General features: G+C 71.3%; 15 protein-coding genes. 6 read left to right on the forward strand and 9 right to left on the reverse strand.

The features are described from left to right. Nucleotides 1-2: 2 nt before the first annotated feature. Both ACFQ7C_RS19320 and ACFQ7C_RS19325 read right to left on the reverse strand, forming a co-directional pair. Complete coding sequence (locus ACFQ7C_RS19320; protein WP_378905220.1) at nt 3-683, reverse strand: LuxR C-terminal-related transcriptional regulator; 681 nt, start codon at nt 681-683, stop codon at nt 3-5. Then, on the reverse strand, nt 676-2058 hold the full coding sequence (locus tag ACFQ7C_RS19325) for a PspC domain-containing protein (RefSeq protein WP_378905223.1): 1383 nt from the start codon (nt 2056-2058) through the stop codon (nt 676-678). The genes ACFQ7C_RS19320 and ACFQ7C_RS19325 overlap by 8 nt, the downstream gene beginning before the upstream one ends. 116 nt (nt 2059-2174) lie before the next feature. Here ACFQ7C_RS19325 and ACFQ7C_RS19330 point away from each other — a divergent pair, with 116 nt between their 5' ends. Both ACFQ7C_RS19330 and ACFQ7C_RS19335 read left to right on the forward strand, forming a co-directional pair. Beyond that, nucleotides 2175-3809 (forward strand): PspC domain-containing protein, encoded by a 1635-nt coding sequence (locus ACFQ7C_RS19330; RefSeq protein ID WP_378905226.1) that lies wholly within the window; start codon nt 2175-2177, stop codon nt 3807-3809. Continuing rightward, complete coding sequence (locus ACFQ7C_RS19335; protein WP_378905229.1) at nt 3806-4168, forward strand: hypothetical protein; 363 nt, start codon at nt 3806-3808, stop codon at nt 4166-4168. The genes ACFQ7C_RS19330 and ACFQ7C_RS19335 overlap by 4 nt, the downstream gene beginning before the upstream one ends. Before the next feature lie 83 nt (nt 4169-4251). On the opposite strand, the gene ACFQ7C_RS19340 is transcribed toward ACFQ7C_RS19335, so the two are convergent. The 3 genes from ACFQ7C_RS19340 to ACFQ7C_RS19350 all read right to left on the reverse strand — a co-directional run bounded on the left by ACFQ7C_RS19340 (nt 4252) and on the right by ACFQ7C_RS19350 (nt 8656). Next, the gene (locus ACFQ7C_RS19340) at nt 4252-4770 is read right to left on the reverse strand and encodes a hypothetical protein (RefSeq protein ID WP_378905232.1); all 519 of its coding nucleotides are present in this window, start codon (nt 4768-4770) and stop codon (nt 4252-4254) included. Nucleotides 4771-4861: 91 nt separating this feature from the next. Further along, nucleotides 4862-7894: a hypothetical protein gene (locus tag ACFQ7C_RS19345; RefSeq protein WP_378905235.1), complete on the reverse strand. Its 3033-nt coding sequence runs from the start codon at nt 7892-7894 to the stop codon at nt 4862-4864. Nucleotides 7895-7909: 15 nt separating this feature from the next. After that, nucleotides 7910-8656: an EAL domain-containing protein gene (locus ACFQ7C_RS19350; protein ID WP_378905238.1), complete on the reverse strand. Its 747-nt coding sequence runs from the start codon at nt 8654-8656 to the stop codon at nt 7910-7912. 158 nt (nt 8657-8814) lie between these two features. Between ACFQ7C_RS19350 and ACFQ7C_RS19355 the strand changes: the two genes are divergently transcribed. Further along, on the forward strand, nt 8815-9159 hold the full coding sequence (locus ACFQ7C_RS19355) for a hypothetical protein (protein WP_378905241.1): 345 nt from the start codon (nt 8815-8817) through the stop codon (nt 9157-9159). 8 nt (nt 9160-9167) lie between these two features. Here the strand turns inward: ACFQ7C_RS19355 and ACFQ7C_RS19360 are convergent, their stop codons facing one another. After that, complete coding sequence (locus ACFQ7C_RS19360) at nt 9168-9608, reverse strand: MarR family winged helix-turn-helix transcriptional regulator (RefSeq protein ID WP_378905243.1); 441 nt, start codon at nt 9606-9608, stop codon at nt 9168-9170. A gap of 234 nt (nt 9609-9842) precedes the next feature. On the opposite strand from ACFQ7C_RS19360, the gene ACFQ7C_RS19365 reads away from it, so the two are divergent. After that, the gene (locus ACFQ7C_RS19365) at nt 9843-11183 is read left to right on the forward strand and encodes a diguanylate cyclase (RefSeq protein WP_378905246.1); all 1341 of its coding nucleotides are present in this window, start codon (nt 9843-9845) and stop codon (nt 11181-11183) included. Nucleotides 11184-11277: 94 nt separating this feature from the next. Here the strand turns inward: ACFQ7C_RS19365 and ACFQ7C_RS19370 are convergent, their stop codons facing one another. Continuing rightward, nucleotides 11278-12072, reverse strand: a complete 795-nt coding sequence (locus tag ACFQ7C_RS19370) for an ABC transporter permease (RefSeq protein WP_378905249.1) — start codon at nt 12070-12072, stop codon at nt 11278-11280. Next, the gene (locus ACFQ7C_RS19375) at nt 12069-13127 is read right to left on the reverse strand and encodes an ATP-binding cassette domain-containing protein (RefSeq protein ID WP_378905252.1); all 1059 of its coding nucleotides are present in this window, start codon (nt 13125-13127) and stop codon (nt 12069-12071) included. Before ACFQ7C_RS19375 ends, ACFQ7C_RS19370 begins: the two co-directional genes overlap by 4 nt. A 61-nt stretch (nt 13128-13188) precedes the next feature. Between ACFQ7C_RS19375 and ACFQ7C_RS19380 the strand changes: the two genes are divergently transcribed. After that, nucleotides 13189-14211, forward strand: coding sequence for a helix-turn-helix transcriptional regulator (locus ACFQ7C_RS19380; RefSeq protein WP_378905255.1), 1023 nt, complete (start codon nt 13189-13191; stop codon nt 14209-14211). A 77-nt stretch (nt 14212-14288) separates the two neighbouring features. Continuing rightward, nucleotides 14289-16019: a cation:proton antiporter gene (locus ACFQ7C_RS19385; RefSeq protein ID WP_378905258.1), complete on the forward strand. Its 1731-nt coding sequence runs from the start codon at nt 14289-14291 to the stop codon at nt 16017-16019. A gap of 188 nt (nt 16020-16207) precedes the next feature. On the opposite strand, the gene ACFQ7C_RS19390 is transcribed toward ACFQ7C_RS19385, so the two are convergent. Beyond that, nucleotides 16208-16501 (reverse strand): HNH endonuclease signature motif containing protein (locus tag ACFQ7C_RS19390; protein WP_378905261.1); only part of this gene is annotated, 294 nt, incomplete at its 5' end.

Genomic DNA, 16501 nt, shown 5'->3' on the forward strand with positions numbered 1-16501 from the left:
CATCACAGAAGTCGGCGCGCCGACGCCCACGCGGTGAGCTCGTAGCGAGACGACAGCTGCAGCTTGCGCAGCACCGCCGAGACGTGCGATTCCACGGTCTTCATCGAGATGAACAGCTCGGCGGCGACCTCCTTGTACGCGTAGCCGCGGGCGATGAGCCGCATCACCTCCTGCTCGCGCGACGACAGGCGGTCGAGCTCGTCGGTGGTGGTGGCCGTCTCACCGACGGCGGCTCCGAAGGCGTCGAGGACGAAGCCCGCCAGTCGCGGCGAGAACACCGCGTCGCCGTCGGCGACCGCATGGACCGCCCTGCTGACCTCCGCGCCCGACGAGCCCTTCGTGATGTAGCCGCGGGCGCCGGCGCGGATCACCCGCACCACGTCTTCGGCGGCATCCGACACGCTCAGCGCCAGGAAGCGGGTCGTCGGCGCCAGAGGAGCCGCCCCGCGGATCACCGCCTCGCCTCCGGCTGCGTCGGGACCGGATGCCGCGACCGCCCCCGCCGGCAGGTGCACGTCGAGGAGCACCACGTCGGGGCTCGTCGCCTCGATGACAGCGATGGCCGAGGCCGCGTCGGCTGCCTCGCCGACCACCTCGATCGACGCGTCGAGGTCGGCGCGCAGGCCCGAGCGGAAGATCGAGTGGTCGTCGACGATCACCACGCGCACGGTCGTGTCAGCCACGGCGCGCCTCCTTGTCGTTCTCGGGGGTCGAGACCGGTCGCGGCGCGCCGGCGGCCGACGGCGCCGCTGCGGTGACGAACCGAAGGTGCACCTCGGTGCCGCCGCTCGTTCCCCGCCTGATCGTGGCCGAGCCGCCCGCGCGCCGCATGCGGCCGATGATCGACTGACGGATGCCGAGCCTGTCGTCCGGGACGTCGTCGAGGTCGAATCCTCGGCCGCGGTCGCGCACGTAGACGTCGACGGCGTCGGCGTTGCCCTCGATGTACACCGAGACGTCCCCGCCGGCGTGACGGGCCGCGTTCAGCATGGCCTCGCGCGAGGCAGCCGCGACCTCTCCGCTCGCCCGCTCGGCGGGAAGCCCGGCCGAGACCACGTCGATGCGCACCGGGTAGTCGAGTTCGAGCGCGGCGGCGTAGTCGCGCAGGTCGGTGGGCAGGTCGCTGTCCGCAGCAGCGTCGCCGTCGTAGAGCCACGCGCGCAGCTCGCGCTCCTGGGCACGTGCGAGGCGGGCGACTTCGCTCGAGGCGCCGGCACGGTTCTGGATGAGCGCGAGCGTCTGCAGCACGGAGTCGTGGAGGTGGGCGGCCATCTCGGCGCGCTGCTCCTCGCGGATGCGTCGCACCCGTTCGCCCGAGAGCTCGCGCCAGCGGTCCACGAGGATCGACGAGTACACCAGCAGGATCCCGGCGATCGGCACGAGCGCGATCGCGAACCCCGCGACCCCGGTCTGACGCAGCGCCGCGAGCTGCGCGAGCAGCAGCACCACCAGTGCCGCGGTCAGGACGATCCGCACGACGTTCTCGTGGCGCGGGCCGCGCGCCGGATCGTGCCGGTCGACGAGCGCCACCCACGCGCCGGCCGCGACGGCGAGCACAGTCGCGAGGACCACGCCTCCGAACCAGCCGGGCGTCGAGGCCCACCCGACTCCGCCGGCCCCGGTCAGGGCGATCGCGACGATCGTCAGCAGCACGACTGCGGTCGCGGAGCCGGTGAGGAGCCAGGCCACCGGCACGCGACGTGTCGGGACGCCGCGCACGCCCTGGGCGGCAGCATCCGTCTTCGCGGCGTCGCTCGCGTCGCTTTCCGCGGCATCAGCACCAGATGCGGGTCCTGGCGAGTGCGGGTCGTCCCACGGCACGAACACCCAGAGCCACGCGTACAGGAGCGCGCCCGCGCCCCACACCAGAGTCAGCGCGGCGAATGCGGTGCGCACCAGCCACAGCGGCCAGCCGAGGTGACGGGCGAGTCCGGCCGAGACCCCCGAGACGGCACAGTCCCGCGGCCGGCGCAGCGGCGGCCGATCCGGCCGCTCCGGCCTCGAGGCATGCCGCTCCGCACCCGCGACCGCGCCGGCCGGAGTCGTCGAGGAGGGCATGCCGACCATCCAACCATCGCGCGCCGACCCCGGACCACGATCCGGAGCGCAGATCAGGGACGCGTCAGGGGATCACCCCATAGCGGACCCCTCGCGGCGGCCACCAGGGTGGAACCATGACCGACACGACCACTGCTCCTCCCGCCGATCCAGGCCCACCGCCGACCGCCCCACCAGGGCTGCCGACGGGGTCAGACCGGTTCTTCTCCTGGGTGGAGGGTCTCGGCGTCGTGCGGGCCGACGGCTGGCTGGGCGGTGTCTGCGGCGGCCTCGCTGCGCGCCTGCGCATCGACCCGATCATCGTGCGCGGCATCTTCGTCGTGGTGGCGCTCTTCGGGTTCCCGGCGCTCCTCGTCTACGCGATCGCGTGGGCGCTGCTGCCCGACGCGACCGGCCGCATCCACCTGCGCGAGCTCTTCCACGGCCGCTACGACGCCGCCATGACCGGCGTCTTCATCCTCGCGGCCGTGGGCTTCGTCCCGGTCGTGCCGTGGCTGCGCAACATCCTGCTGTGGCCGCTGTGGGCGCTCACCGGCTTCGCGCCGTGGGCGTGGGACGGCTCCTCGGCGATCTGGGACCTCGGCGCTCCCCTCGGTGGCGTCGGCGTGCTCCTCGTCCTCGCGCTCATCGGCACGGCCGTGTACTTCATCGTCCGGGCGGCTCAGGCCGGCCGGCCCTCCCGGACGGGCGCGCCGATGGCTTCCGCGCAGCCCGTCCCGGCCGCGTCCGATTCGGGCGACGCGGTCTCTCCCCTCGCGGCCGAGGCCGCGGGCTTCGCGGATCCGGCAGGTCGGGCGCCGGCCGGATCCGCGACAGGAGCAGACACGGATGCTGCGCCCCCGGGCGCTGCGCCGGCTCCCGACACCGGCGATGCCCCGGTCGCCGACTGGCGCGCCGATTGGCGCGCGCGCCAGGAGGAGTGGCGCGTGCAGAACGACGCGTGGCGCCGCAGCCAGCAGGACGAGGCCCGCGCCGCCCGCGAGCAGGCCCGCCGCGAACGGCACGCGCACGGCGCCGCGTTCGCCCTCGAGGCCGAGGAGCGCCGCCGAGTGCGGCGCGCGACCCGCCCCCGCACGAGCTTCGTGTTCGTGCTCACAGCCCTCGGCGGCGCGGTCGTCGCCGGCGCACTGGCGGTGCTGATCGCCCTCGGCGACCCGGCGCTGACCGGATTCGCGGCCGCGATCGGCATCCTGTCCGCCGCGATGGTGGTGAGCCTCGCGATGGTGGTGGCCGGCATCGCGCGTCGCCGCAGCGGCTTCCTCACCGCGGTCGCGATCGTTCTGGTGACCGTCGGCATCGTGACGGCCATCGCCTCGGGCCCGCGCAGTTTCGTGCTCGGCAACGTGGGTCTCGGCACGAGCACCGTTCCCACCACGATCGTGCAGCCGTTCGGCAGCACCGACATCAGCGTGCTGCCCCTCTCGGACGAGGAGAACGTCGACGCCGGCACGATCACGATCCGCAAGAGCACGGGTGTCACCTACATCACGGTGAACCCGGGCACCGCGGTGGAGATCGAGGCGCGGCTGGGCGCCGGCCGAGTGGAGGTGCAGCGCGTCGGCCCGCAGTCGAACGCGGTCGAGGACGAACCCGTCGCCCTGCGTCCCGGCGAGGACGGAACGTCGGAGTGGACGTGGTTCACCCGCAACACCGCCGCGGCCGGGGACCCCGCCACCCGCCAGAAGATCGTGCTGGAGCAGGGACTCGGCTCCGTGTACGTGACCGTCTCCGAGCCGGAGGAAGCGCGATGACCGACACGAACCCCACCCTCGACCTCACGCCGCCGCCGGTGGCGCCCTCGCTCATCGGGACGCCGGCCGAACAGCCCATCCCCGGCTCCGCGGCTGACGCGTCGCCGCGCACACGCTGGGCGGCGATCATCTGGGGCTTGGTGTTCGCGGGGATCTCCGCAACGGCGCTGTGGGTCACGCTCGACGCGGGCCGTCGCGACGCCGTGGCGGACTGGGTCGTCTCCCTCTCGCCGGCTGCGGTCGTCGCGTACCTCCTGCTCGTCGCCGGCGCGATCGCGCTCGTGGGCGGCCTGGCCGGCCTCGCCCGCCGCCTGCAGCGGGGCCCGCGGGCCGCAGCATCCACTCCCCCCGCAGCCTGAACGCGAACGCGCCGCGTGCCCGAAGGCACGCGGCGCGCACGCACAACCTCAGGCGCCGTCCGTGGGGCGGACGGCGCCGGGGATCACTCGGCGACGAGGCTGCTGCAGCCCTCGTCGCCCTCGCCCACGCAGAGCACGAGCGTGGACGCGTCGACGAGGTCCTCGGGCACCTCGAAGCTCCACACGAAGGTGTAGGACTTCTCGGGTGTCATCGGCACCTCGACGGCGCGCTGCGAGACGGCCTCGGCCGAGAAGGACTCGTCGTCGCTCGAACGCAGCACGGGGGCGACGTCGACGTCGGACTGGCCCTCGTCGGTCACCCACTGGGCGACGTTGACGGTGACCCACTGGTTGCCCTCGGCGGGCTCGTCGAGCGTGGCGGCAGCGCTCTCGTCGGGGACGATGCTGCTCCACACCTCGAGCTCGGTGCCGTCGGCGCCGACGCGCTCACCGGCGGCGGCGGGTTCGGTCACGGACGACTCGACGACCGAGTCGGCGGCCGACGTGGACGACGGCTCGGAGTCGGCGGTCGACGCGCAACCGGCCAGCAGAAGGCCGGAGACGGCGGCGATGGACAGGAGTGCTGTGCTTCGTGAGCGCATGGTGAATACCTCTTCGAATTGTTTCGGGGATGTTTCCACGCTACTCCTCCGAAACGTGTGGTCCGACCACGGTCGCCGCGCGACCCCTCCTTCAGGAGGGAACGGATGCCGGCCCCCGCCGTCGTCGCCACGGCACAGCGAGCAGCAGGCCGACGACGAGCAGCGCCGCACCGGAAGCGGCCGCGGCCCAAGGAGTCACCGAGGGGATCTCGAGATACGTGGTGATGCCGAGGATGCGCGCGAGGCCCCAGGGCAGAAGGCCCATCTCGTCGTTCCAGACCGTGAGCGCGGTCTCGAGGCCGACCGCCCCGACCACGACCGAGGGCACGAGCAGCCCCGCGCCCATCGCAGCGAGCACATACCCGGTCGCGCGCCGCGCGCGCACCTGCGCTGCGAGCGCCCAGCCGGCAGCGACGAACACCCACACGAACAGCGCGAAGGCGACGGTGATGTACGCCGTGCGCAGCACGGTATCGGTCCAGAACGCGAACCAGTAGCCGCCCGGGCCCGTGAACGACAGGGCGAGCAGCGTCAGGATGCAGCGCAGCATCACGACCCCGCCGACGGCGGCGATGACCGGCCACGGCGAGCGCTCCCAGACGAACACCCGCAGCATGAGCGCGAACACCACCCACGCGCCGATGATGACGGCGAGGTGCGTCCACGACAGGAACGACGTCTGCACCGCCCGCGTCGCGATGAGCAGCCCCGCGGGCACGATCAGCAGCAGCCAGCGGTCGAGCTCGAGCATGCCGAGCGTCGACTCGCGCGCCCGCCAAGGACGGGTGGAGGCGATCCACGTCGCGCGGGCCGCGGCAGCACCGGGCTTCGCGACCAGGCGCGTGCGCGCGGCGAGCATGCCGATCACGACCCAGGCGAGGGCGAGCGCGAGCAGCACGCGCGCGATCCAGGCCATGGCCGCGTCGCGCTCCGCGCGCTCGACGCCCAGCTGCGCGGCGGTGAGGTTGAACGCGGGGTAGTCGATGTTCCCCTCGTACCTCTCGAGGTGCCCGGCCGCGCGCTCCTCGTAGACGACGCGGTCCGCGTCCCATTGCGCGTGCGCCTCGGCCGAGAGCGTGTCGTGCCACTGGCCCTGGTGCAGGATCATCGCGCGGTACGCCTCGAGCAGCCGGAGCGTGTCGAGCTCGTAGTCGAGCGTGTCGAGGAACGCGGCTCGGATCTCGGGCGAACGCCAGGTCGCAGCATCCGTCTGCGAAACCAGCTCGCGCATCTGCTCGACGGAAGCCACCGCGTCGGCACCGGAGGCGATCGCCGCCTCGACGCCGTCGGCGCCGCTGTCGCGGACGATCGAGTAGAGCACGTCGAGCACCGCGGAGTCGCCGGTGAGGATGTCCCACTCGAAGATCCACATCATCGGCGGCGGCTCGAGCCCGATCGCGAAGACACGCTGCTCTGCGAACTGCGGCACGTACATGCCCTCCGCGATCGCGTCGCGCGAGTGCGTCATCGCCGCGACGATCGCCTCGACGGTGGCGGGGTCGTCGGAGAAGTACTCGCGGGCCCACGCCGCGGTGATGCCGGCGACGTCCGCCTCGGGATCCTGGGCGAGGGATGCCGCGAGCTGCGTATTGAGCTCGTACAGCTGCCAGAACCCCGACTTCAGGTAGAGCGACATGGGTCCGGCGCGCCACGGCCCGCCGTCCTGGGTCCACACCCAGACGCCCTCGACCTGGTCGTTCGCGGCGAGCAGCTGCTGCAGCGCCCACTGGTACTGCGGGCCGAGGTCATTGGGGAACGCGCCGAAGTTCTCGAACTCCCGCCGGCTCTGGAACTCGACGAGGCGCCGCTGCGCGCCTTGCTCGAGCGTGTCGTTGAGGGGCAGCCACGTGTAGAAGTCGCCGAGCGTGTACTTCGTCGACACGATCAGTGCGGGCGAGTCGATGCCGCCGAGCACCGCGTCGTACGACGCGGAGTTGGTGTGCATGTCGCCGACGGCGCCGACCCCCACCGACCACGTGCGGAAGATCACTTCGCGATCGGATGCCTCGGCCTGCGCCGTGAACGCCTCGAGCATCGTGCGCACGGCGTCCACCGACGTCACCGCGAGCGCGGAGTAGTAGTCCCAGCCGCCCACGTCGTACACCGGACCGGCCTCGCCGATGCGGATCAGCACCCCGGCGAGGGCGGGGACGGCCTCGTAGAGCTCGTCGAGGCCGGCGGTGTAGACGCTCCACAGCCCGGGGTTCTCGGTGTCGAGCGAGCCGAACTCGTCGGTGAGGTGCTGCTCGAGAGGCCCCGTCAGCGCGAGCATGTCGGTGCGCAGGAACACCTTCATGCCGAGCTCGTCGGCCCGCTCCCAGAACGGCGCGTACGCGTCGCGCAGCGCGAGCGCCTTGTCGCGGTGGTCGTCGCCGTCGGCGTAGACCGGGCCGCCGGGCGCGTCGTCGAACGTGACGTACTCGACGAAACCGGGGAACGCGACGGCGTTGAAGCCGTTGGCGAGGGAGTGCCGGAGGAACCCGTCGAAGTCCTCGAACGCCGCGGCGAGCGCGGTCTCGTCGACGTACCGCGGTTCGGGCTGCATGACCGCGGCGAACGCCTTCGACGCGTGCGAATAGTCGTCGCCGGACTCCCACTCCGCCGGGTCGGGGATCACGCCGACCGCGCCGAGGTCGGTCATGCGCAGGGGCAGGCGCGAGGCTTCGTGCTCGCCCAGCAGATCCGTGAGCGGGGCCGCCGCGCGGACCTGGTTCGCGAGGTCGTAGATGCCCCGCGTGGCTCCGGTCTCGTTCCCGGCGCGGATGAGCCATGACGTGGCATCGCCCTCGAGCGCATAGGCGTCGTCGGTCGCGATCAGGGTGGGCACGATCTGCACCGTGAGCACGGCTTCGCCGGAGGTTCCGGATGCTGCGGTCACAGCATCCGTCAACTCCTCCAGTGCGACCGACACGCGCTCGGTGTCGGGGGCGTCGAAGGTGAAGGCCGGGGGCAGGACGGGCTCGGCGACCTGGGGCACGACGGGCGCGGCCGGCTCCATCTGGGCAGAGGGCTCGGTGCGGATGCCGAGCGCGTCGCCGACGGCGAACGCGACCCCGGCGCCGAGCGCCAGCAGCACGATCCCGGTGACGACAGCGAGGATGCCTCGCCGTCGCGCCGTCGTCATCCTCTGATCCTAGAACTAGGGGAACACGATCTCTGAGTGCGGCTGCCGGATGAGGAAGCCCTGCGCGCGATCGCAGCCGAGCTCCACCGCGATGTCGAGATGGGTGAGCGTCTCGATCCCCTCGGCCACCACGCGCAGACCGTGGGCATGCGCGACCTCGACCTGCTCGCGCAAGGACGCCGTCGCGGGTCGCTCCGCGGCGCGCACCAGCTCGCCGGGCAGCTTCACTTCGGCGACCGGCAGGCCACGGAGGAGCTCGGGCGACGGGGATTCCTCGCCGGCGCCGGCCAGCGAGAACTCCACACCGATCTCGCGAAGCATGTGCAGCTGCGGCAGCACCGCGCCGTTGCCGACCGGCGGCAGATCACGGGGGAGCTCGAAGACGAGTGAGCCGGGAGCGAGCTGACGTCGAGAGAACTCGCCGGCGACGTGAGCCGCGAAGGACTCGTCCGCGAACTGCAGCGGCGAGACGTTGACGGCGACCGCCCAGTCGCGACCGGTCTCGCGCCATCCGTCGAGCGTTTCGAGGCACTCGTCGAGCATGCGACGCCCCAGCGCGTGGATCGCGCCGCTGCGCTCGGCCACGCCGATCATCGTCACGGGGTCGATGTCGCCGAGCCGCGGGTGCCGCCACCGGCACAGCGCCTCGGCGGCCACGATCGACCCGCTCTCCAACGACACCTGCGGCTGGTAGACGGCGAAGATCTCGGAACCGCGGACAGCGGCCGTCAGATCGTCCGCGAGGTCTCCAGTGGTGGGCATCCCTCAAGTCAGCCCTGCCGGGCACCTCGATCGCAAGCGACAGCACGAGGAGCGACGATCGACTACAGTCCGCCCCGTCACGCTCGTGGGCGTTCTTCGAAGACGGATCCGCCGGTCCATATACTTTTCTCGTCGCAGAGGTACCAGGAGGGGTCGCGATGGCGTTTCGGAATCTGGAGACGTTGGAGTCTTGGCTCGCCGAATATCGGGCGCTGGGCAAGCCCCTGGCCGATTCGGCACGCGTGATGGTGCAGGACGGCGACGGCGGCGCGAATACGGGCCTCGTGGTCTTCCGCCTCGGCCACGCTCCGACCGGCGTGTTCATACAGCCGGTCACGCAGGACGCCCCCAGCTGGGTCGCGACGATGGAGCCCCGCGAAGACGACCTCGTCCTGGACGCGCCGGGATTGCTCGAACTGTCTGCCGAGCTGGCCGCGGTCTCCGATCTGTGCGCGTTCCTCGAGGCGAAGTCGCAGGCGTATCAGGGCATCGACGTCGCCTGAACCGCGGGTCAGTGCCGCGTGCTCACCGTCGCCGCGGTCAAGGCCTCGAGCAGCGCGGCCGAGTCGCCGACCCGGGTCTGATCGGCAGCGCCGATGGCGACGTCGAAGTCGTCGTCGAACCGGTTGAGGGCGGACCATGGATCTTCGGCGATGTCGATCGTGGCGGTGATGCGGTTGACCCGCCTGTCCGCCGGGTCGACATCGCGTCGCACGAGAGAGCGCCCGACGAGCCGATCGATCAGGGTCGTCACCCCGGCCGAGGTGATGCCGAGATACTCACGCAGTGCCGTCGGCCGCGTTCCGGGATTGCCCACCACGAACAGCAGGGCACGGGCATCGGTGTCGGTGATGCCGAGGCTGGCGCGCGCCGTCACCAGCGCGGCATTGCGCGCGTCGAGGTATTGGCGCAGCGCCTGCCCGAGGGTCAGCGCCGGGGTGTCGTTCGCCATGCCGCCATTCTCCCTCAGCCGCCTCGCGAGCAGAATAGCTCGATGGCAGATATTTAAGAAAACTAACTAAGTTTGCGAAACATCGGCTAGGGTGGAGGAACCCGCCGACGTGACGTCGCACGCCGTCTCGCCACCCCCCACCGCCTCGTGCAGAAGCTAGGAGGCCATCGTGACCAACGGCAGTGCTCCGATCGTAGGCCGCACCCCGTCCACCATGCACCCCATGGACATCCCGTGCTAGGCCTCGCGGCCTGCGGGCTGATCGCCGTCGATCGCGCGTCGACGATTCTCGACGCGGACGCGCAGGTGCTGGACTGGATGAGCTGCGACCGCGAGGACGTGGTCGGAAGGCCGCTCGAGACCCTCCTGACCCTGCGGATGCCACTGGCCGATGCCGACGGGCAGCGCCCCACCGACGCCACCCTCCATGGCGTGTCAGGAGTCGTCCGCCCCGTGGTGGTCGGCTCGCTCGGTGAGGACGAGTCCGGCGTCGAGCGCATCGCGGTGTACGACGTGTCGACGCGGTCGGCGTTCAGCCTGGGCTTCCGTGGCGCGGAGGCGAAGACCGAACGCGGCCGGCAGCGGCTGCAGATCCTCCTCAACGCCGCGGTCGGCTTCGGCAACGTCAGAACCGAGGTCGACGCGGCCGAGCTTCTCGTGGATGTGGCGCAGCGCGCCTTCGCCGCGAGCGCGGTGAGCGTGCATATCGGCGGGCCCGATGGGCTGGTCCAGGTGGCCGGGGTGAATCCTCTGGCCGACCATTGGCCGCCGGGACTCCGGCCGGCGGGAACGGTGACCATGCTCGGCGGCCAGGTGCTGATCGTGCGCTCCCCCGAAGACGCGAACGCCTACGTCCCCGGGGTCGACATGAGCGAGATCTATCGGGCGGGCGGAGTGCACGCCGCGATCGCCTCGCCGATGCGGTCCCACGGCGACGCGGTCGGCTCGATGGTCTGCTTCTTCGACCACCCGCGGGAGTTCGACGAAGAGGCCGTTCCCCTCGCCGAGGCGCTGTCCAATCAGGCGGCGCAGGCGATCGCGCGGATCCGTCTCGAAGACACCCTCCGGCGCGCGGCCATGCACGATGAGGTGACGGGGCTGCCGAACCGGCGGCTGATCGAGGAAGACGTCACGCGCACCCTCTTCCAGGACTACTCGGCACTGACCGTGATCTTCATCGATCTCGACGGCTTCAAGGCCGTGAACGATCTGCTCGGTCATGCCGCCGGAGACGCGCTTCTCCGCGAGATCGGGCAGCGGCTGCGCGGGGTCATCCGCGAATCGGATGTGCTCGGACGATTCGGCGGAGACGAGTTCATCGCGGTCGCCGCGGTGGACAGCGTCGGTGACGCCGCAGCGCTCGCCGACCGCATCCGCGCCGCGGTGGCGGAGCCCTATGACGAGCTGCCCCCGGTGCTGTCCATCACCGCGAGCGTCGGCGTGGTCACCGTCGGGAACGACGGCGCCCCGGTCATGGACCAGCTCATCCGCGCCGCCGACCACGCCATGTACGAGGCGAAGATGGCCGGCGGAGACCGCGTCGCCGTCGCCCACCACGCGTCGACCCCGGCCTGAGCAGCGGTCCCAGACCCCCGGTCGTTCAGCGAGCGACGCGGGACGAAACGCCCCGGACCAGCGCACAACGCCGGTCCGGGGCATCCGTCAGATCTCAGCTGCTCTTGCGCATCGCCCTGATGCCGACCGCGAGCCCGACCGCCGCGAGCACGATCGCGGCGACCCAGCCCCACAGCACCTCGATCGCGCCGAGGTCGCCGGCGAAGAGGGCACGCTCGGCCTGCACGACCCAGTTGACGGGGTTCACGGTCGAGACCGCCTTCATCCAGGCGGGCCCTTCATCGAGCGGCAGCAGCATGCCCGAGAGGATCAGCAGCGGGAAGATCAGCGTCTGCTGCACGCCCCAGAAGAGCCACTCGCGGTCCTTGGTCTTCAGCGCCAGCGTGTACGACAGAGACCCGAGGCCGACGCCGAACACCGCGAGCAGCGCGAGCCCGATCACGAGTCCGGGCACGTTGATCGTGAAGCCGAACGGCCACGCGATCAGCACGATGATGAGCGCCTGCACCACGATCGGCGCGATCTCCTTGAGCGCGCGGCCGACCAGCAGCGACGACCGCGCGAGGGGCGCCACCAGCGTGCGCTCGTGCGAGCCCGTCATCATCTCGTACTGCAGGTTCGACCCGGTGGCGCCGGTGCCGAACAGCACGATCATCACGAGCACGCCGGGCACGAACCACTGCAGAGTCTCCCCCACGGGTGCGCCCGACGAGCCGACGAGCAGCGGCGCGAACAGCCCGAGGAACACCAGCGGCTGCACGAGGCTGAAGATCAGCGTGAACGGGTCGCGCACCACCGGCTTCAGCTCGCGGGTGAGCACGTTCCACGTGTCCCGCGCCGGGTTCGCCCGCACCGCGGTGTCGGGCCGGGTCTCGATCTGGGTGCTCATCGCTTCGCTCCTGTCGTCTCGCTCACCGGTTCCGTGATGACGGATGCCGCAGTCGCAGCATCCGATTCTTCTTCGGGCTCGCCCTCGCCCTCGCCGGCTTCGCGCAGCGTGCGTCCGGTGAGTGCCAGGAACACGTCGTCGAGCGTCGGCGGCACTCCGGTCGCAGTCCGCACGGTGAGCCCGGCCGCGTCGAGCGCCCGCACCGCGGCGGGCAGCAGCGCGTCGCCCTCCGGCACCGTGAGGACGACGGATGCCTCAACCCGCCGCACCTCGCGATCGGTGAGTCTCTGCACCACAGCGACGGCGGCGGCAGCATCCGTCTCGTCGGCGAAGCCGAACGTGAGCACGTCGCCCGCGAGCTCGGCCTTCAGCCGCGCGGCGGTGTCGTCGGCGATCACGCGACCCTTGTCCATGACCATGACGCGCTCGGCGTAGCGGTCGGCCTCCTCGAGGTAGTGCGTCGTGAGGAAGACCGTGGTGCCGTACTTCGCACGCAGGTCGATGATGTGCTGCCAGAGGTTGGCGCGGCTCTGCGGGTCGAGCCCGGTCGACGGCTCGTCGAGGAACAGCAGCGGCGGTGCGTGCATGAGCCCGAGCGCGACGTCGAGCCGGCGCTTCTGGCCGCCCGACAGCTGCTGCACCGACCGCGTCGCGAAGCCCGCGAGGTCGAGCGACTCGATGAGCTCGTCGGCCCGCGTGCGGGCGGCCGCCTTCGACATGCCGTAGAAGGCGCCTTGGCTCAGCAGCTCGTCGCGGGCGCGCTGCGAGAAGCTGCCGCTCGTGAGCTGGCCGACGTAGCCGATGCGCGCGCGGACTTCGGCGGGCTGCTTCAGGATGTCGAACCCGACGACCCGCGCCGTGCCCGACGTCGGTGGGATCAGGGTCGTGAGCATACGCAGGCTGGTCGATTTGCCGGCGCCGTTGGGTCCGAGGAACGCGACGAGCTCGCCGCGCGCCACCTCGAACGCGAGGTCGGTGACGGCCTCGACGGTCTTGCCTTTCACGGTGAAGCGCTTGGTCAGGCCCTGCGCTTGGATGATCGATTCGTTCGCCATGCCCCCAAGCTAGGAGCTGATGCGGACAGCTTCGGTCCGCAATGCGTGAGATTCTTTTCGCATGTCCGATACGACCACCCGAGCCCTCTCGCTGCTCAATCTGCTCCAGACGCACCGGCACTGGCCGGGTTCCGAGCTGGCAGAGCGGCTGGGCGTCACCGAGCGCACGGTCCGGCGCGACGTCGAGCGGCTGCGCGATCTCGGCTATCGCATCGAGTCGATCCCGGGCTCGGCGGGCGGCTACCGCCTCGAGGCCGGCAGCGCCGTGCCGCCGTTGCTGCTCACCGATGAAGAGGCGGTGGCGATGGCGATCGGGCTGCGGGTGGCAGCATCCCAGCGGCTCGTCAGCGGTCCCGAGACGACCCTCACCGCCCTCGCGAAGCTCGAGCAGGTGCTGCCCGCTCCCCTGCGCCGCCGTGTCGCCGCCCTCGCCGAGACGGTGCAGCCCGCCGGGCTCAACGCGGGCGCCGCCGTGTCGGGCGAGGTGCTCGGCGAGCTGGCGCTCGCGACCCGCGACCACGAGCGCGTGCGCTTCACGTATGAGGCGGCGTCGGGCGAGGTCACGCACCGCCGAGTCGAGCCGCACGCGCTCGCGCCCGCCGACCGGCACTGGTACCTGCTCTGCTGGGACCTCGACAAGGACGACTGGCGCACGTTCCGGGTGGATCGACTGACGGATGTCGCGCACACGCGCGTGCTCTTCACCCCGAAGCCGCTGACGCCGGAGCAGGTCGAGGAGTTCATCTTCGTCGCGCGCTCGTGGGTGCGGCAGTCCGTCGAGGCGGATGCGGTGATGGAGCTGCCGCTCGACGAGATGCGCGACCACTTCGGCCAGTGGGGCCAGGGCGCGTCGGCGGAGGACGCGACGCACACGCGGTGGCCCGTGGGCGGTGCGGATTTCCGAGAGACGATGTACGGGCTGACCTGGATCCCGGCGGGGGTGGAGTACACGACGGACCTCGCGTCGCCCGCGCGGGAGGAGCTGCGAGAGACGCTCGAACGGATGCTGCGGGCCCTGGACGCGCCGGCACCTCCGGTGCCGCCGGAGCGGGCGCTGGCGCGGGAGCGTCAGCTTCCGGCGTAGCCCCACAGCATCCGTCCCCATCTCACCCATCGGTACACCACCCCTCCAACCGGACAGCCGCTCAATAGGCTGAGCCCATGGAGCTGGGGATCTACGCGGTCATCGCCGTGGCGGTCATCGTGGCGGTCGCCGCGTTCTCCAAGAAGCTCGGAGTTGCGGCGCCGATCATCCTCGTGGTCGTGGGCGTGGGCCTCTCGTATCTGCCGGGCGTGCCCGACATCGAGGTGCCGCACGAGATCATCCTCGACGGCGTGCTGCCGCCGATCCTGTACGCCGCGGCGATCAGCGTGCCGATCACCGACTTCCGCCGGAACGTGGGGTCCATCGCGAGCCTGTCGGTCGTGCTGGTGATCGTCACCGCGTTCGCCGCAGGCTTCCTGCTTTTCTCGCTGCTGCCGGAGCTCAACCTCGCCGCGGCCATCGCGCTCGGGGCGATCATCAGCCCGCCCGACGCGGTGGCCGCGACCTCCATCGGCCGGCGCCTGGGGCTGCCTCCGAGGCTGCTCACGGTGCTCGAGGGCGAGGGTCTCCTCAACGACGCGACGGCTCTGGTGCTGCTGCGCTCGGCCGTCGCCGCGGCCGCGGTCGGCGGCCTCACGACGCCGTTCGCCGGAGTGGTCGACTTCGTCTACGCCGTCGTCGTCGCGGTCGCGATCGGCCTCGTCGCCGGCTACGTCACGGTGTTCGTGCGCTCCAAGCTCAGCGATCCCGTGCTCGACACCGCCCTGTCGATCGCGGTGCCGTTCGTCGCGTTCGCGCCGGCGGAGGCGCTCGGCGCGTCCGGCGTGATGGCGGTCGTCGTGGCCGGCCTCTACACCGGACACGCGGCTCCCACGAAGTTCTCCGCGCAGGCGAGGATCAGCGACCGCATCAATTGGCGCACGATCCAGTTCCTGCTCGAGAACGGCGTGTTCCTCCTCATCGGCCTCGAGATCCGAACGCTCGTGGATCACGTCGATCCGACGGTGCTCAGCGCGGGCGACGCGGTGGTCATCGGCCTGATCGCCCTGGCCGCCCTCATCGTGATCCGGTTCCTCTGGATCGGTCCGCTCGTGTACTTCCTCGGCAAGCGCGAGGAGCGCACAGAGAAGCGCACGTACGAAGCGCTGCTCGCCTTGTACTACTACCGAAGTCACCCGGTGAGCACGGCGCGGCAGGCCCGCACCCGGGATCGCCTCGAGCGCGACTACGAGCGCCGGCGCGCCGATCTCGAGCAGCAGCGCCAGGAGCACATCGACTGGCGCGGCGGAATCGTGCTCGGCTGGTCGGGAATGCGCGGCGTGGTGACGCTCGCGGCCGCGCAGTCGCTGCCTGAGGACACCCCGTACCGGCCGCAGCTGATCCTCATCGCGTTCACCGTCGCGGTGGTGAGCATCGTCGTGCAGGGCGGCACGCTGCCATGGCTCATCCGCCTGCTCCACGTGCAGGGCATCGACGCCCACGAGGACCGCCGGGAGCTCGCAGCCCTCCTCGAAGACATCAGCCACGTCGGCCTGCAGGCCCTGGATGAGATCGAGACGGATGCTGCCACCACCGCCCCGATCGACCCCGATGTCATCGAACGCGTGAGGAGGGCCTCCTTCCTGAGCACCGAGGCCGCGTGGGAGCGGGCGCGCGTGGTGCGCAAGCCGGGCGAGATGCCGCATCAGCAGTATCGCGAGATCCGCCTCGCGGTGGTCGACGCGGAGCGCGAACGTCTGCTGGAACTGCGGTCGCAGGGCCTCTACTCCTCACGCGTGCTGGCCGAGGCGCAGGCCATGCTCGATCTCGAAGAGACCCGTCTCTCGCGCCAGACCGGCGACCACTGAGCCGCCCCGGCTTCCCCGCTCTGGGCTCCGGTCGTTGAGCGAGCGAGGAACGAGCGCGGCGAGGCGCACTGGATCAAAGCGCAAAACCCGGCCCGCAACACCCGCCCGGCCGCCTTCCGGTCGTTCCGGCGGCAACCCGGCGTGGCCGCCCGGCTGGGTCGGCGGCTGATTCGGGCGTGCGGGGTGGTCTATGCGGACCTGGCGCGTCTGAGTTGGTGGAGCAGGAGCCGGTTGGGTCCGCGCCATGGTCGGTGCGGGTCGATCCAGGCGGGTGGTCGCACCTGCGGCATACCGTCGATCATGCGGATCTCCCACCCGCTGGTCTCGATGCCGTGGTGGTGATGCCAGCACAGCAACACGCCGTTGTCGACGAAGGTCGGGCCGCCCTTGGCCCAGTCGACGACGTGGTGCACTTCGCACCAGGCGGCGGGCACGGTGCAGCCGGGGATGATGCAGCCGCCGTCGCGGGCGCCGATCGCCTT

Origin of the sequence: Microbacterium sp. NPDC056569 (genome assembly GCF_042793475.1) — a bacterium.
Classification (GTDB): Bacteria; Actinomycetota; Actinomycetes; order Actinomycetales; family Microbacteriaceae; genus Microbacterium.

Excerpts from the sequence above, each read along its gene's own strand:
- ACFQ7C_RS19325 (WP_378905223.1), bottom strand. The coding sequence starts at position 2,058 with ATGCCCTCCTCGACGACTCCGGCCGGCGCGGTCGCGGGTGCGGAGCGG.
- ACFQ7C_RS19330 (WP_378905226.1), top strand. The coding sequence starts at position 2,175 with ATGACCGACACGACCACTGCTCCTCCCGCCGATCCAGGCCCACCGCCG.
- ACFQ7C_RS19335 (WP_378905229.1), top strand. The coding sequence starts at position 3,806 with ATGACCGACACGAACCCCACCCTCGACCTCACGCCGCCGCCGGTGGCG.
- ACFQ7C_RS19340 (WP_378905232.1), bottom strand. The coding sequence starts at position 4,770 with ATGCGCTCACGAAGCACAGCACTCCTGTCCATCGCCGCCGTCTCCGGC.
- ACFQ7C_RS19345 (WP_378905235.1), bottom strand. The coding sequence starts at position 7,894 with ATGACGACGGCGCGACGGCGAGGCATCCTCGCTGTCGTCACCGGGATC.
- ACFQ7C_RS19350 (WP_378905238.1), bottom strand. The coding sequence starts at position 8,656 with ATGCCCACCACTGGAGACCTCGCGGACGATCTGACGGCCGCTGTCCGC.
- ACFQ7C_RS19355 (WP_378905241.1), top strand. The coding sequence starts at position 8,815 with ATGGCGTTTCGGAATCTGGAGACGTTGGAGTCTTGGCTCGCCGAATAT.
- ACFQ7C_RS19360 (WP_378905243.1), bottom strand. The coding sequence starts at position 9,608 with ATGGCGAACGACACCCCGGCGCTGACCCTCGGGCAGGCGCTGCGCCAA.
- ACFQ7C_RS19370 (WP_378905249.1), bottom strand. The coding sequence starts at position 12,072 with ATGAGCACCCAGATCGAGACCCGGCCCGACACCGCGGTGCGGGCGAAC.
- ACFQ7C_RS19375 (WP_378905252.1), bottom strand. The coding sequence starts at position 13,127 with ATGGCGAACGAATCGATCATCCAAGCGCAGGGCCTGACCAAGCGCTTC.
- ACFQ7C_RS19380 (WP_378905255.1), top strand. The coding sequence starts at position 13,189 with ATGTCCGATACGACCACCCGAGCCCTCTCGCTGCTCAATCTGCTCCAG.
- ACFQ7C_RS19385 (WP_378905258.1), top strand. The coding sequence starts at position 14,289 with ATGGAGCTGGGGATCTACGCGGTCATCGCCGTGGCGGTCATCGTGGCG.